Origin of the sequence: Nonomuraea rhizosphaerae, from assembly GCF_019396405.1 — a bacterium.
GTDB lineage: Bacteria > Actinomycetota > Actinomycetes > Streptosporangiales > Streptosporangiaceae > Nonomuraea > Nonomuraea rhizosphaerae.
Genome location: NZ_JAHKRL010000285.1, coordinates 1 through 13,388, shown reverse-complemented (window position 1 = coordinate 13,388; position 13,388 = coordinate 1). Strand labels below are relative to the sequence as shown.

The following is a 13,388-nucleotide window of genomic DNA, read 5'->3' as shown; positions in this document are numbered from 1 at the left end:
TAGGTGGAGACTCAAGCCGGACGGCCCCTCTACCGGCGGACGACGCGATACCAGTGGTCCAGGCCGGGGAGGGCGTCGGCGTACCGCTCCAGCCTGACGTTCGTGCCGCCGGGGTGGTCGAACAGCCGCACGCCGTCGCCGAGCAGCACCGGGGCGACGATGACCAGGACCTCGTCCAGCTCTCCCGCCTCCAGGCACTGCCGGGCCACGTCGGCGCCCAGGACGTTGACGTACTTGCCGCCCGCCGCCTTCCTCGCCAGCTCGACCGCGGCCGGGAGGCCCGGGACGAAGGTGACGTCCGGCCACGGCGTGTCGGGGACGTGGTGGGTCAGGACGACCTGGGGGCCGGACCAGCCGCCGCCGAACGCCTGGCCCTCCTTGGGCGTGCCCCGGTGCGGGTCGTCGCCGCGGAAGGTGCGGTTGCCGACCAGGAGCGCGCCGACCCGGGCGACGAGGTCGTCCATCGCCGGCATGGGAGTGAGGTGTTCGGCCAGCCAGGACATGTCGCCGCCGGGACCGGCGATGAAGCCGTCCAGGGACATCGTGGCTGAGTAGAGCAGTTTGGCCATGCGGTCACGTTCTTCCGGCTCGCCGGGTCGTAGCGGTGAACGACGAAGTTACCCGAAGGAGAACGACCATGGCAGCACGGATGCAGAACCCCGCCGTCCTCGTCCCCGAGGCGATGCAGGCCATACACGCCCTCAACAAGGCCGCTAGGAAGGGAGGGGTGCCCGACGTTACGCTGGAACTGGTCCACATGCGGGCCAGCCAGATCAACGGCTGCGGCCCCTGCCTCGACATGGGAGGCGACCACCTGAGGAAGGCGGGGGTGAGCGACCAGCGGATCTGGACGCTGGCGGGCTGGCGCGAGACGCCGTACTACAGCGACGCCGAGCGGGCGGCGCTGGCGCTGGCCGAGTGCGTCACCCGGCTCGGCGACCGCCCGGACGCGGTGCCCGACGAGGTGTGGGACGAGGCCGCCGAGCACTACGACGAGCAGGGGCTGTCCTCGCTGCTGCTGGTCATCGGCGTGACCAACCTGTTCAACCGGCTCAACGTCTCCGTCAGGCAGCAGGCGGGCGCATGGGGGTGAGCCCGCCTGCTCCTGGTTCCGTCGCGGCTCAGTCCATGAGCACGATCTGCCGGGCCACCTCGCCGCCCTTGAGCGCCGCCACGGCGTCGTTCAGGTCGGCGAGGCGGATCCGGGAGCTGATCATCGACTCCAGGTCGAGCTTGCCGGCCTTGTAGAGCTTGGCGAAGTACGGGAAGTCATGCCGTACGTCGGCCTCGCCGTACAGGCTGGACAGCAGGTTCTTGCCCTCGAACAGCAGGCTGAACGCCGAGATCGACACCATGTCGTCCATCGCGCCCGCGCCGACCACGACGACGTCGCCGCCGGCCCGGGTGACCTGCCACGCGCTCTGGATGGTCGCCGCCTTGCCGACCACCTCGAAGCCGTAGTCGAAGCCGGCGCCGCCGGTCAGCTCGTTCAGCGCGTTCGGGACGTCCTCGGGGGTGACCGCGTGCGTCGCGCCGACCTTCTTGGCCAGCTCGTGCTTGGAGGTCAGCGGGTCGATGGCCAGGATCGTCCGGGCGCCGGAGATGCGCGCGCCCTGGATGACCGACAGGCCCACGCCGCCGCAGCCGATGACGGCGACGGTGCTGCCCGGACGGACCTTCGCGGTGTTGAGCGCCGCGCCGACCCCGGTGGTGATGCCGCAGCCGATCAGCGCCGCGGCCTCCCACGGCACGTCCTGATCGATCTTGATCGCGCCCTGCCAGGGCACGACGATCTCCTCGGCCCAGGTGCCGCACCCGGCCATGCCGAACACCGTGCTGTCGCCGCCGATGCGGAAGTTGCCCTTGGTGAACGACTCGATCACGTACTTCATGCACAGGTACGGCTGCCCGCCCAGGCACAGGTCGCAGTCCTGGCAGGCGGGCCGCCAGCTGACGATCACGTGGTCGCCCGGCTGGACCGTGGCGACGTGCTCGCCCACCTCGACCACCTCTCCCGCGCCCTCGTGGCCCGGGATGAGCGGCACGGGCTGAGGCAGCACGCCTGAGATGGCCGACAGGTCCGAATGGCAGACGCCCGTCGCTCTGATCTTCACCCTTACGTCGGTCGGTCCGACGGGGGCAAGGGTGACGTCGTCGCGGATGTCGAGCTTGTCGTCGCCTACGGCGTGCAGAATGGCGGCGCGCATGGGGTGTTCCTCCTCCGGCTGGTCCCCGAAACGGTCATTCCTCGACTGGCTATTCCTCTAGGGAAAGAGCTGCCTTGGGGCACGAACGGACCGCGTGACGGACGCGGTCCAGCATCTCGGGCGGTGGTTCGGGCCGCAGGATGTGCAGCTGGTCATCGTCGTCGACGTCGAACACCTCTGGCACGAGTCCCATGCAGACCGCGTTGGCCTCGCACACCATCTCGTCCACTCTTACCTTCATGTGAGCCTCCTGTGGTCCCATGAGACCACTTTGGTGCGCTCGACGACGTACGCGACCCGCTTGCGCCCGGTCTGCTCGACGTACGGAAGCAGGAGCTCGTCCGCCACGCCCGGGGTCATCCTGCGGGCGACCAGCATGCCGATGTCCATGAGATTGTCCACCCGCTCGGCCTGGCCGTAGAGCAGAATGCCGCGCAGCTCGTTGTAGTCCGCCCCGGCCTCGACGAGGCAGCTCACCCGGGGGTCGCGCTCGATGTTGCGGACCTTCTGCGCCTTGGCGTAGCTCCAGAACGCGATCCGCCCCTCGTCCAGGCCGTAGAACATGGTCACCAGATGGGGCGTTCCGTCCGGGTTGATGGTCGCGAGCTGGAGCTTACGGGCCTCTTCCAGGAAGGCGGCGACCTCGTCGTCGGACATCGCGATGCGAGCGCGCTGATTCACGCTGCCAAGTAGAACAGGTTGCAGTATGCCCGGCAAGGGGTCCGCTGGAATGTTGTTCGGTTCTACTAGTGTGCATCCCTATGACGATGCCGCCGGAGCTGCGTTACGCGGCCAAGCACGCCAAGGGGTTCATGCCGGAGCCGGAAGGGCTGGCCCTTTTCGAGGCGGCCCTGCAGTACGGCTCCCTGGGCCCGATCTGCGAGATCGGCACATACTGCGGCAAGTCCGCCGTTTATCTCGGGGCCGCCGCCCGCCAGGCCGGGTCCGTGGTCGTCACCGTCGACCACCACCGCGGCTCGGAGGAGATCCAGCCCGGCTGGGCGCACCACGATCCGACGCTGGTCGATCCGCGGTTCGGCAAGATGGACTCGCTGCCGACGTTCCGGCAGACCATCGCGGCGGCCGGGCTGGAGGACCACGTGATCGCCGTCGTGGGGCGCTCGGAGCAGGCGGCCGGGCTGTGGAACACGCCGCTGGCCATGCTGTTCATCGACGGCGGGCACTCCGAGGAGCCGGTGACGCGCGACTACGAGGGCTGGGCGCCGCACGTCATGGAGGGCGGCGCGCTGGTCTTCCACGACATCTACCCGGACCCGGCCGACGGCGGGCAGGCGCCGTACCGGGTCTATCTGCGGGCGCTGGAGTCGGGCGCCTTCACCGAGAGGTCGGCGCAGGGCTCGCTGCGGGTCCTGGAGCGGGTGGGGCCGGGCATCTGAGCCTGGTGGAGCCGAGTGTCCGGCCCCGGGGTCAGTAGCGGTGGCGGCGGTTCCAGGCGCGGCGGGTGTGGAACTGCCAGGCCAGGAAGTCCTCGTGGGTGTGCGGGTCGTCGCCCAGCTCCAGGAGCGCGCCGTCGGTCCACAGGGCGGCCTCGTCCGGCTCGGCCCCCGCCAGGATCGGCGCGGCCTGCGCGACGTGGTCCGGCAGCGGCCCCGCCTGGAGCCCGGCCGCCACGGCGAACGCGCACCCCTGCGCCAGATGCGGCCGGAACCCGTCGGCCCCCGCGTGGTCGGTCAGCCACCACAGCTCGTCGAGGTCCGCGCCGCCGAGGTGCGTGGCCGCGAACCCGGCGCCGGTCCACAGATCACCCCGTCGCGGGGCCGGATACGCCTCGATCCTGGTCGCCAGGTCGTCGGGCGAGGCGCACTCGTGCATCCACAGCAGCCGCCCCAGCCCCTGGTCGAAGATCGCGCAGTGGGCCCTGGTGAGCAGGTCGGGCATGATCCGCTCGCCGACCATCCGATCGGCCCGCTGCAGGCTCCACTGGAAGCCGAAGCCGTCCACGGCCAGCCAGCGCAGCAGCGGGTGGTGCGCCCCGCGCACGCCCCGTACGGGCCGCAGCCGCAGCAGCGCGTGGCCGCGACCGGCGCCCAGGAGGGCGGCGTGGCGGTGATGCTGGGCGGGGCCGGCCAGTAGCTCGTGAAGGCGCCGGCCCCGAGTCATGGTGAGCAGGTCGAGCACGGTGCAGGCGGCACCGGCTCCCTCGTACGCGAAGCTCCGCTGCTCGACGGACACTTCCTCGATCTTGCCGATCTCTCGCGACAGGACGGCGTTGAAGCCGAACAAGTACGATTTTTCAGCACCTTCGATGGTTTCGCGGGGATGTCCCTGCCGCAGCCGGAACCTCCGCTGGGCCAGATCCGCCTCAAGCGGCTTCTTGGCCAGCATTTTCCGCAGACCCCGGACCGGCGACAGTGTCGGCTCGGTCCTGTCCTGCTCCAAGTACGTTGTTGTGCCCGTGTCGCCCACGCTTCCCCCGAAGACGCCTCGTACGGCCACTCACGAAGCTAGTGACCCCAATAGGGCCTTCAGCGATGCCGCTCCGCATTTCCCGGCAAAGATGCGGCAAAACACCTTGCGTCACGGCTTCTCAACGAAAACACGCTCCGGCCTGGAAGAACGCGCTCCGGCCCGGGGGAGAGCACGCTCCGGTCTGGGAAAAGCGCGCTCCGGTCAACCGGACGCACGTAACGGCGCCCAGCCTCGCATCACCGGAGGACCGTTCCCCTGGACAGCCGCCGGCCCTGGTCGGCGACTGGGGCCGGCCCATGCCTGCCGTAAAGAAAGTCACGCTTGCACTGCGGCACAGCCGCAGAGAGACCGGTCGGCGGGAGAGACGCTGACCGCCGAGACGTCGCGAAACAGCCCCCCCGCCGCCGAGAGGCCGCTCAGCGCGTCGGCCGCCAGCACCACCGCCGCCGCCGTGTACCCGCTGCGCTCGTGCGGGAAGTGCCGCCGGTTGACGAACTGCCACCCCGTCCAGTACGAGCCGTCCTCGTGCCGCAGGTGCTGCACGTCGGCGAACAGCCGCAGCGCCCGCTCGCGGTCGCCCAGCGCGTCCAGGGCCAGCGCCAGCTCGCACGTCTCCGCGCCGGTCACCCACGGCTGGTCGGCGACGCACCGGATGCCCAGCCCCGGCACCACGAACGTCCCCCACTCCCGCTCCAGCAGCTCCACCGCCGCCGCCCCGCGCACGGCCCCGCCGAGCACCGGGTAGTACCAGTCCATCGAGTACCGGCTCTTGTCGGCGAACGCCTCCGGGTGCGCGGCCAGCACGTGTGCCAGCCGGTCGGCGGCCAGTTCCCAGTGCGGCTGCGGGTCGCCGAGGTGGTCGGCCAGCAGCACGCCGCAGCGCAGCCCCTGGTGGATGGAGGCGCAGCCGGTCAGCAGCGCGTACGAGGAGGGCCGCCCCCGCGCGTCACGCTCCCAGACGATCTCGCCTCGTTCGGTCTGCAGCCCCACCACGTAGTCGAGCGCGGACTTGACCATCGGCCACCTGCGCTCGGTGAACCCCTGGTCGCCCGTCACGAGATGGTGGTGCCACACGCCGGCCGCGATGTAGGCGGCGTGGTTCGACTCGCCGCCCGGCTCGGTGGCGACGCCGTCGACCACCTTCATCGCCCACGAGCCGTCGTCGCGCTGGTGCTCGGCCAGCCAGTCGTAACCCTTGGCGACGGGCTCGCGCAGACCGGCGACGCTCATCGCCATCAGGCACTCGACGTGGTTCCACGCGTCCACGTGTCCTTCGGGCCAGGGCACGCCGCCGTCGTCCTGCTGGATCGCCGCGATGCTCAAGGCCGTGCGGATGGCCTCGTCGCGGGTGATCACGCGACGGGCTTCCTGACGTAGAGCACCACGCTTTTGCCGATCAGCGGGTTGAGCAGGTTCTCGGCCACTCGCGTCAGTGGCGGGCGCTTCATGATGTCCCAGACGAGCAGCTCGTGGTAGGCCTTGGCGAGCGGGTGCTCGTCGTTGTTGACGCCGACCGCGCACTTGATCCACCAGTACGGGGCGTGCAGCCCGTGCGCGTGGTGGTGGGGACCGATGTGGAAGCCGGTGGACTTGAGCTTGGCCGACAGCTCGGCCAGTGTGTAGATCCGGACATGTCCGCCCGGTGCCGTGTGGTAGTCCTCGTCCAGCGCCCAGCAGATCCGCTCGGGCAGGAAGCTCGGCACGGTGATCGCCGCGGTGCCGCCGGGCGCGAGCACCCGGAAGATCTCCCGCATCGCGGTCATGTCGTCGGGGATGTGCTCCAGCACCTCGGCCGCGATGACGCGGTCGAACGACCCGTCCTCGAACGGCATGTCCAGCGCCGTCCCCTGGACCGTCTCGGCGCCCGCGCCCGGCGGCACCTCGCCCGCCTTGTCCATCGCCGCGAACATGGACGAGACGCCGTCCAGCTCGGCCTGGTCCATGTCGAACGCGACCACGTCCGCGCCCCTGCGCAGCACCTCGAAGGCGTGCCGGCCGCCGCCGCAGCCCAGGTCGAGCACGCGTACGCCGGGGCCGACGGGCAGCCTGGCGAAGTCCACGGTGAGCACTTGTCACATCTCCTTGAGGTGAGCGGGAACTTCAGCGGTACGGGCGGCTTCAGCGGGAGCGGGTACGGCGGGCCTCGATGGCCTCCCGATAGGCCTCGACGGTCCGTTGCGCGACGACGTTCCAGGTGTATCGCTCCATCACCCGGTCGTAGCCGGCCTTGCCCACCCGCTCGCGCTCCTCCGGCGAGTCGTGCAGGCGGCCCAGCACCGCGGCCAGCTCCTCCGAGTCACCGGGCGCGACCTGGATCGCGGCGTCCCCGACCACCTCGGGCAGCGCCCCCGTACGGCTGGCCACCAGCGGCGTGCCGCAGGCCATGTGCTCGACGGCGGGCAGCGAGAACCCCTCGTACAGCGACGGCACCACCGACACCTCGGAGGTGGCGATCAGCTCGCCCAGCTCGTCGTCGGAGATGCCGTGCACGAAGCGGACACGCTCCTGCAGGGACAGGTCCTGCACGAGCTGCTCGGTCGGCCCGCCGGGGGTCGGCCTGCTGACGACGGTGAGGTTCACGTCGCGTTCGGTGGCCAGCTTGGCGACGGCCCGCAGCAGCGTGGCGACGCCCTTCATGGGGGAGTCCGCGCTGGCCACGGCCACGATCGAGCCCCGCCGCTTGGGCTTGTCGGGGCGAGGGTGGAAGTAGCGGGTGTCCACGCCGAGCGGGATCAGGCGCATGTTCGCCTGGGGGACGTTGAAGTCGCGGTGGATGTCGGCCAGCGACGACTCGCTGACCGTCAGGATCGGGCTCAGCCGGGGCGCGACCTTGGCCTGCATCTTCACGAACCCGTACCAGCGGCGCATGGTCAGCTTCTTGACGCCGGTGGCCGCCTCCAGCTCGATGCGCCGGTCCACGCTGATCGGGTGGTGGATCGTGCCCACCACCGGGAACAGCTTCTGGATGCCGAGCAGCCCGTAGCCGAGCGTCTGGTTGTCCTGGACGACGTCGAAGTCGCCCACCCGCTTCTTCAGCTCGCGGTGCGCGCGCAGGGTGAACGTCAGCGGCTCCGGGAAGCCGGCCGTCCACATCGTCCCGACTTCCAGCCAGTCGATCCAGTCGCGGTACTCGCGCAGCTTCGGGGTCCTGAACGGGTCCTCGTCCCGGTACAGGTCGAGGCTCGGGACCTCGCGGAGGATCACGCCCTTGTCCAGCTCCGGGTAGGGCTGGCCGGAGAAGACCTCGACGTGGTGCCCGAGGGCGACCAGTTCGCGGCTGAGGTGGCGCAGGTACACTCCCTGACCGCCACAGGTGGGCTTGCTGCGGTAGGACAGCAGCGCGATCCGCAGCGAGTCGGTGCTCATCGGGCTGCTCACTGCGTCCGCTGCTCACTGCGTCCGGTTCGCTCCCGCACGGACACCCCTTTCTCCGCCCGGTAGGCCCTGAGACGGGCGTGTACCGTGAAAGATGACCTTAGTCCGAGAAGGCTACCATTCGGTAGGTCACCTGGAATTGTTGCCACATGCCGCCAAACACCGCACGAACTGCGGCATTGGGCTAACCGAGCGTGATTCGGTGGAACGTGTTCTAGGTGGCTCGGGGTGCTGTATCGAGGCGCTTAGCTGTACATTCCCGTCCCAACGGACGCGGTCGCACTACTGGGAGGACTCCTTGGCCAGGCGCGCTCTGATCACCGGTATCACTGGCCAGGACGGTTCGTACCTGGCCGAGTATCTGCTCGGCCAGGGTTATGAGGTCTGGGGCCTGGCCCGCGGTCAGGCGAACCCGCGCGTGTCGCGGATGCGCAAGCTGCTCGCGGACGTCCAGGTGGTCCGCGGCGACCTGCTGGACCAGGGATCGCTGATCTCGGCGGTGGAGCGGGTGCAGCCCGACGAGGTCTACAACCTGGGGGCGATCTCGTTCGTGCCCATGTCGTGGGAGCAGGCCGAGCTGACGGCCGAGGTGACCGGGATGGGCGTGCTGCGCATGCTGGAGGCCATCCGGGTGTGCTCGGGCGTGTCGCGGGGCGGCCCCTCCTCCCGCCAGATCCGCTTTTATCAGGCTTCGTCGTCCGAAATGTTCGGGCAGGTCAGCGAGACGCCGCAGACCGAGAGCACCGCCTTCCACCCTCGCTCGCCGTACGGGGTGGCCAAGGCGTACGGGCACTTCCTCACCCAGAACTACCGCGAGTCGTACGGCATGTACGCCGTCTCCGGAATCCTGTTCAACCACGAGTCGCCCCGGCGCGGCGCCGAGTTCGTCACCCGCAAGGTGTCGCTCGGCGTGGCCCGGATCAAGCTGGGCATGGCCACCGAGCTGCGGCTCGGCAACCTGGAGGCGCGGCGCGACTGGGGCTTCGCCGGCGACTACGTCCGCGCCATGCACCTCATGCTCCAGGCGGGCACGCCCGAGGACTATGTGATCGGCACGGGCCGCATGAAGTCGGTGCGCGAGCTGGTGCGGGCGGCCTTCGCGGCGGCCTCCCTCGACTGGGAGCGGTACGTCGTCACCGACCAGGCCCTGCACCGGCCCGCCGAGGTCGACCTGCTGTGCGCCGACCCGAAGAAGGCCCGGGTGCAGCTCGGCTGGGAGCCGACGGTCTCGTTCGACGAGCTGGTGGCGATGATGGTCGAGTCCGACATCCGGCTGCTGTCGGACGGCGGCGACCCTGACCAGGACAGTTCCTGGCCCTGATCACCCCCGCGTGCGGGTGCCCTTGTGGCACGCGTCATTGACAAAAATGTTTTTTATGTAAAGGATCGTCTTTGCGATGAGAGATGTCCTGTACCTGGAGCGGATCGAGCAGGCCGAGGCGCTGCTCAAGCCGCAGCGCGTCGAAGTGCTGCGGGAGCTGGCCGAGCCGCGCACCTGCACCGAGGTCGCCAACCGGCTCGGCCAGACGCCGCAGCGCGTCTACTACCACGTCAAACGGCTGCTGGAGGCCGGTCTTGTCGACCTGGTGTCCGAGCGGAAGGTGCGTGGCATCCATGAGGGGATCTACCGGGCGGGCGCCCGCTCGTACTGGCTGTCGCCCCGGCTGGTCGGCCGCATCGGCCTGCGCCGGCCGCAGGACGAGCTGAGCCTCGGCTACCTGCTGGACCTCATGGAGGAGGTCCAGGCCGACATCGCGGGCCTGGACAGGGCCGCGCCGGAGCTGCCCTCGATCGGGCTGTCCGGCGAGATCCGGCTGCGGCCGGAGGAGCGCCAGGAGTTCCTCCACGACCTGCAAGGGATGCTCCAGGAGCTGTTCACGAGGTACGGCGGGGCCGAGGGGGACGCCTTCAAGCTCGCCGTCGCCTGTTATCCGAAGGGATCGTCAGATGAGTGAGCCGATGACCGTACGAGCCCGCGTCGAAGCCCCGGTCAAGGAGGTGCGCCACGCCCTGACCGACGCCGCGGCCCTGCGCCTCTGGCTGGCCGAGCACGCCGAGGTGGACCTGCCGGAGCGGTACGCGTTCTGGGGGCGCACGACGCCCGAGGGCGACGCGCCGCACCAGCGCCCGCTGCACGCCGACGACACGACCGTGCGGTTCTCCTGGCCGCTGGGCGGGGTGGACACGACGGTGGAGTTCGGGGTCGAGGAGGAGAGCCCGTCCAGCACGATCGTGTCGGTCTCGCAGACCCACTTCGACTTCCAGGAGGCCCTGGCGGAGTCGAACATCCGGGGCGTGATCCAGACGTACTGGTGCCTCATGCTGGCCAACCTCGCCGAGCACTTCGCCGGCCGCCCGCTCACCCCGAAGGCCGACTTCACCAGCTCCGACCTGCGGGCCGAGGTGCTGATCGCGGCCTCCAGGGAGCGGGTGTTCGACTCGCTGATCGACTCGGAGTCGGTGACGCGCTGGTTCGGGTACCCGATCCGGATCGAGCCGCGCGTCGGCGGCGACTACGTGATGGGCGACCCGTCGGACGACCCGCACGTGGCGAAGGTCGTCGAGCTGGAGCCCGGCCGCCGGCTGTCCGTTGACTGGGGCAGCGTCGAGGTCACCACCTGGGAGCTGGAGGAGTCGGAGGGCAGGACACGGCTGACGATGGTGCAGAGCGGCTTCGAGCGCCCGCCTTACGGCGCCTGGTGCGGGAACCTGTCCGGGCTCGCCGAGCTGCGCCGCTTCCACGAGGTGGCCGACTGGAGCCCCATCTGGGTGTCCTGACCCTGTTGTCGGCTCACTGGTCCTGTTCTTTCAGGTGCGTCTCTCTCAGGTGCGTCTCTCTCAGGTGCGTCAGGACCGTTTCCGACACCGTTCCGAGCACGTCGATCTGCTCCGGCGTCAGCAGGTCGACGAAGTGGCGGCGTACGGACTCCACGTGATCGGGGGCCGCCGCCTCGATGGCCCGCCGGCCGCCCTCCGTCAGCACGATCACCGCGCCCCGCCCGTCGCCCTCGCACTCCTCGCGGGTGACCAGGCCGCGCTGCTCCATCCGGGAGATGTGGCGCGACAGGCGGCTCTTCGACCACAGCATCCGCTCGGCCAGCCCGGTGAGCCGGAAACGGTGCCCCTCGGCGTCGGACAGGGTCGAGAGCACGTCGTAGTCGGGCGCCGACAGCCCCGAGTCGCGCAGCAGATCACGGCTGACCTGGGCGTCCAGGAGCAGCCGCATCCGCCGATAGCCGATCCAGGCCCTGAACTCGGCGTCGTCCAGCCACCGCGGCGTCTTCCCCATGCCTTCCGAGTTTAGTTGACATGTAACCAAGCCTGCTTCTAGGTTTACATGTAAACCAATGCTGTGGGAGGTCGTATGTTCGGGGTGGGGATCTCGCCGTCGGCGGCTCCGGGGGCCGATCCGGTGGGCGACGCGCGGCTGGCCGAGGAGCTGGGGTTCGACTTCGTGTCCACCTCCGACCACCCGTGCGGGACGTCGCCCACGTACGAGGTGTGGACGATGCTCACCTGGATCGCCGCCGCCACCTCCCGGATCCGGATCGCCACGCGGGTGCTCGGGGTGCCGTACCGGTCGCCCGCGATGGTGGCCAAGATGGCCGAGTCGCTGCACCGGCTGTCCGGGGGACGGCTCATCCTCGGGCTCGGCGGCGGATACTCCGACGAGGAGTTCCGGGCCTTCGGCCTGGGCGTCCCGACGCCGCGGGAGAAGGTGGACGGCATGGTGGAGGCGATCCACATCATCCGCGGGCTGTGGTCGTCGCCCGCGCTGACGTACGAGGGCTCCCGCTACCACACGCTGGAGGCGTCCATGGAGCCCAAGCCGGAGACGCCGATCCCGATCTGGCTCGGCACGTACGGCCCTCGCGCGCTGGCGGCCACCGCGGAGCTGGCGGACGGCTGGATCCCCTCACTGGGCTTCGCCCCGCCCGCCGAGGCCGTGGAGATGCGCCGCCGGGTGCTGGCGGCCGGGCGGGCGGTGGAGTGCGTGTACAACGTGTCGGTCAGCGTGGGCGCGGCCGTGCCGGGGGATCGGTCGGTGGTGGCGGGGGAGCCGGGAGAGGTGGTGGAGCGGCTGCTGGAGCTGGTCGAGCTGGGGTTCACGTCGCTGAACCTCATGCCGGTGGGCGGGGACTTCCAGGGGCAGATGGAGCGTCTGGCGGCGGAGGTGCTACCGGCTCTGCGCGCCGCTTGAGCGGTGATTTGTACGGCCTGTCCAAGCCTCGGCGGGGCGTCCGTACGGCCTGAGGGGGGGACATTGCTGGAAGACGCTCCCGGCTTATCCACAGAACCCCGTTCGGCGCCTTCCGCCACCCCTCCCCCCAGCCATCCTGAACCCCATGAACACCCCCCTCCCGCAGTCCTCCCTCCTCGACCGCGCCCGCCGCATCACCCGAGCCATCCCCCAGGCGGTCGCCTGCCGGCGCACCGCCGCCCACGTCTGGGGCCTGCACGTCCTGAGCCTCAACACGGCGGAGGACGACTGGCCGGTGGAGCTCATCGCCCCCGGCCACCTGGCGGTCCCCGGCTGCGTCACCCACGTGACCTCCCTGCCCGCCGCCGACGTCACCGAGCACGACGGGATCCGCCTCACCACCCGGGAGCGCACCGCCCTCGACTGCGCCCGCCGGCTGCCCCGCCTGGAGGCGGTGGCCGCGCTCGACCAGTTCCTGCGCCGAGGGGTGGACCTGGAGGCCCTGTGGCACCAGTGCCCGTCCTGGCACATCCGCGACCTGCTCAGCCTGGCCGACGCGGGCGCCGGCTCACCCCGGGAGAGCTGGCTCCGGGTGATCCTCGTGGACGGCGGCATCCCCCGGCCCGCCACCCAGATCCGCGTCCCCCTCGCCGACGGCCACCACGCCTACCTCGACCTGGGCTGGCCCGACTTCCAGGTGGCGGTCGAGTACGACGGCCAGCAACACCACACCGCCGAGGCCGACCAGCTCCGGGACGAGCGCCGCCGCACCGAGCTGCGCGGCCTGGGCTGGCGCATCATCGTCGTCCGCAGAGACGTCTTCCCGGGGCAGACGGCCGAGCTGCTGCACAACGTGGCCGACCTCCTCATCCAGCAGGGCTGGCAACCGGGCACCAAGCAGACGATCCGCATCCTCTCCCGCATCCGCGCCGCGCGCCGCCGCCGCCGATTACCACCCCGGGGAGCGGTGGGGACACAGCCTCAGGCGAGCGACCGGCAACACACTCAGCCGGAGGAGCGACCTCTCCGCGACCCATCGCGCCGCCACGGCTGTGCGCGCCCGCGCGGGCCGTTTCCACGCTGGGAAACGGCATCTCCGCAACGGATCGCGCCGCCGTAGTTGTCACCGCTGTACAGCTGCCGTAGCTGTACAGCGGCCATGCACCGGTGCCGCC

The 13,388-nt window shown here is 70.4% G+C and carries 16 protein-coding genes; 7 read left to right on the top strand and 9 right to left on the bottom strand.

Going from position 1 to position 13,388, the window contains the following annotated elements:
- Positions 1 to 29: 29 nt before the first annotated feature.
- Positions 30 to 569, bottom strand: a complete 540-nt coding sequence (locus tag KME77_RS14565) for a dihydrofolate reductase family protein (protein WP_219467120.1) — start codon at positions 567 to 569, stop codon at positions 30 to 32.
- A gap of 68 nt (positions 570 to 637) precedes the next feature.
- Between KME77_RS14565 and KME77_RS14560 the strand changes: the two genes are divergently transcribed.
- Positions 638 to 1,093 carry a carboxymuconolactone decarboxylase family protein gene (locus KME77_RS14560; RefSeq protein WP_219467116.1) on the top strand — a complete coding sequence of 152 codons (456 nt, stop codon included), beginning with the start codon at positions 638 to 640 and terminating at the stop codon, positions 1,091 to 1,093.
- Between the two features lie 28 nt (positions 1,094 to 1,121).
- Here KME77_RS14560 and KME77_RS14555 read toward each other — a convergent pair whose 3' ends face one another.
- From KME77_RS14555 to KME77_RS14545, 3 genes are read right to left on the bottom strand one after another with little or no spacing between them, the layout of a single operon-like run.
- Entirely contained in the window at positions 1,122 to 2,207 is a 1,086-nt protein-coding gene (locus KME77_RS14555; protein ID WP_219467113.1) for a Zn-dependent alcohol dehydrogenase, read from the bottom strand.
- A gap of 49 nt (positions 2,208 to 2,256) precedes the next feature.
- Positions 2,257 to 2,448 carry a ferredoxin gene (locus KME77_RS14550; protein WP_219467109.1) on the bottom strand — a complete coding sequence of 64 codons (192 nt, stop codon included), beginning with the start codon at positions 2,446 to 2,448 and terminating at the stop codon, positions 2,257 to 2,259.
- Positions 2,445 to 2,888, bottom strand: coding sequence for a pyridoxamine 5'-phosphate oxidase family protein (locus KME77_RS14545; RefSeq protein ID WP_219467107.1), 444 nt, complete (start codon positions 2,886 to 2,888; stop codon positions 2,445 to 2,447). Before KME77_RS14545 ends, KME77_RS14550 begins: the two co-directional genes overlap by 4 nt.
- Positions 2,889 to 2,974: 86 nt before the next feature.
- Between KME77_RS14545 and KME77_RS14540 the strand changes: the two genes are divergently transcribed.
- Positions 2,975 to 3,604 carry a class I SAM-dependent methyltransferase gene (locus KME77_RS14540; protein ID WP_219467172.1) on the top strand — a complete coding sequence of 210 codons (630 nt, stop codon included), beginning with the start codon at positions 2,975 to 2,977 and terminating at the stop codon, positions 3,602 to 3,604.
- A gap of 31 nt (positions 3,605 to 3,635) precedes the next feature.
- On the opposite strand, the gene KME77_RS14535 is transcribed toward KME77_RS14540, so the two are convergent.
- The 4 genes from KME77_RS14535 to KME77_RS14520 form a co-directional block, all read right to left on the bottom strand.
- Complete coding sequence (locus tag KME77_RS14535) at positions 3,636 to 4,607, bottom strand: DUF1702 family protein (protein ID WP_219467104.1); 972 nt, start codon at positions 4,605 to 4,607, stop codon at positions 3,636 to 3,638.
- Positions 4,608 to 4,952: 345 nt separating this feature from the next.
- Positions 4,953 to 5,993 carry a glycoside hydrolase family 15 protein gene (locus KME77_RS14530; protein ID WP_219467101.1) on the bottom strand — a complete coding sequence of 347 codons (1,041 nt, stop codon included), beginning with the start codon at positions 5,991 to 5,993 and terminating at the stop codon, positions 4,953 to 4,955.
- Positions 5,990 to 6,706 carry a class I SAM-dependent methyltransferase gene (locus KME77_RS14525; protein ID WP_219467099.1) on the bottom strand — a complete coding sequence of 239 codons (717 nt, stop codon included), beginning with the start codon at positions 6,704 to 6,706 and terminating at the stop codon, positions 5,990 to 5,992. Before KME77_RS14525 ends, KME77_RS14530 begins: the two co-directional genes overlap by 4 nt.
- Before the next feature lie 49 nt (positions 6,707 to 6,755).
- Positions 6,756 to 8,003 carry a glycosyltransferase family 4 protein gene (locus tag KME77_RS14520; protein ID WP_219467097.1) on the bottom strand — a complete coding sequence of 416 codons (1,248 nt, stop codon included), beginning with the start codon at positions 8,001 to 8,003 and terminating at the stop codon, positions 6,756 to 6,758.
- A gap of 307 nt (positions 8,004 to 8,310) precedes the next feature.
- Between KME77_RS14520 and KME77_RS14515 the strand changes: the two genes are divergently transcribed.
- The 3 genes from KME77_RS14515 (at position 8,311) to KME77_RS14505 (ending at position 10,790) form a co-directional block, all read left to right on the top strand.
- On the top strand, positions 8,311 to 9,333 hold the full coding sequence (locus KME77_RS14515) for a GDP-mannose 4,6-dehydratase (RefSeq protein WP_219467096.1): 1,023 nt from the start codon (positions 8,311 to 8,313) through the stop codon (positions 9,331 to 9,333).
- Between the two features lie 76 nt (positions 9,334 to 9,409).
- Positions 9,410 to 9,967: a winged helix-turn-helix domain-containing protein gene (locus KME77_RS14510; RefSeq protein WP_219467093.1), complete on the top strand. Its 558-nt coding sequence runs from the start codon at positions 9,410 to 9,412 to the stop codon at positions 9,965 to 9,967.
- Positions 9,960 to 10,790, top strand: coding sequence for an SRPBCC family protein (locus KME77_RS14505; protein WP_246609766.1), 831 nt, complete (start codon positions 9,960 to 9,962; stop codon positions 10,788 to 10,790). Before KME77_RS14510 ends, KME77_RS14505 begins: the two co-directional genes overlap by 8 nt.
- Before the next feature lie 13 nt (positions 10,791 to 10,803).
- Here KME77_RS14505 and KME77_RS14500 read toward each other — a convergent pair whose 3' ends face one another.
- Positions 10,804 to 11,301: a MarR family winged helix-turn-helix transcriptional regulator gene (locus KME77_RS14500; RefSeq protein ID WP_219467090.1), complete on the bottom strand. Its 498-nt coding sequence runs from the start codon at positions 11,299 to 11,301 to the stop codon at positions 10,804 to 10,806.
- A 75-nt stretch (positions 11,302 to 11,376) separates the two neighbouring features.
- On the opposite strand from KME77_RS14500, the gene KME77_RS14495 reads away from it, so the two are divergent.
- Both KME77_RS14495 and KME77_RS14490 read left to right on the top strand, forming a co-directional pair.
- Positions 11,377 to 12,213 (top strand): LLM class flavin-dependent oxidoreductase, encoded by an 837-nt coding sequence (locus KME77_RS14495; protein ID WP_219467088.1) that lies wholly within the window; start codon positions 11,377 to 11,379, stop codon positions 12,211 to 12,213.
- 145 nt (positions 12,214 to 12,358) lie between these two features.
- A complete protein-coding gene (locus KME77_RS14490; protein WP_219467085.1) occupies positions 12,359 to 13,333 on the top strand; it encodes a type IV toxin-antitoxin system AbiEi family antitoxin in 975 nt (324 codons plus the stop codon).
- The last annotated feature ends 55 nt before the right edge of the window (positions 13,334 to 13,388 follow it).

What these genes read in the sequence shown, in the direction of transcription:
- KME77_RS14565 (WP_219467120.1), bottom strand. Translation starts at nt 569, where the DNA reads ATGGCCAAACTGCTCTACTCAGCCACGATGTCCCTGGACGGCTTCATC.
- KME77_RS14560 (WP_219467116.1), top strand. Translation starts at nt 638, where the DNA reads ATGGCAGCACGGATGCAGAACCCCGCCGTCCTCGTCCCCGAGGCGATG.
- KME77_RS14555 (WP_219467113.1), bottom strand. Translation starts at nt 2,207, where the DNA reads ATGCGCGCCGCCATTCTGCACGCCGTAGGCGACGACAAGCTCGACATC.
- KME77_RS14550 (WP_219467109.1), bottom strand. Translation starts at nt 2,448, where the DNA reads ATGAAGGTAAGAGTGGACGAGATGGTGTGCGAGGCCAACGCGGTCTGC.
- KME77_RS14540 (WP_219467172.1), top strand. Translation starts at nt 2,975, where the DNA reads ATGCCGCCGGAGCTGCGTTACGCGGCCAAGCACGCCAAGGGGTTCATG.
- KME77_RS14520 (WP_219467097.1), bottom strand. Translation starts at nt 8,003, where the DNA reads ATGAGCACCGACTCGCTGCGGATCGCGCTGCTGTCCTACCGCAGCAAG.
- KME77_RS14510 (WP_219467093.1), top strand. Translation starts at nt 9,410, where the DNA reads ATGAGAGATGTCCTGTACCTGGAGCGGATCGAGCAGGCCGAGGCGCTG.
- KME77_RS14505 (WP_246609766.1), top strand. Translation starts at nt 9,960, where the DNA reads ATGAGTGAGCCGATGACCGTACGAGCCCGCGTCGAAGCCCCGGTCAAG.
- KME77_RS14500 (WP_219467090.1), bottom strand. Translation starts at nt 11,301, where the DNA reads ATGGGGAAGACGCCGCGGTGGCTGGACGACGCCGAGTTCAGGGCCTGG.
- KME77_RS14495 (WP_219467088.1), top strand. Translation starts at nt 11,377, where the DNA reads ATGTTCGGGGTGGGGATCTCGCCGTCGGCGGCTCCGGGGGCCGATCCG.
- KME77_RS14490 (WP_219467085.1), top strand. Translation starts at nt 12,359, where the DNA reads ATGAACACCCCCCTCCCGCAGTCCTCCCTCCTCGACCGCGCCCGCCGC.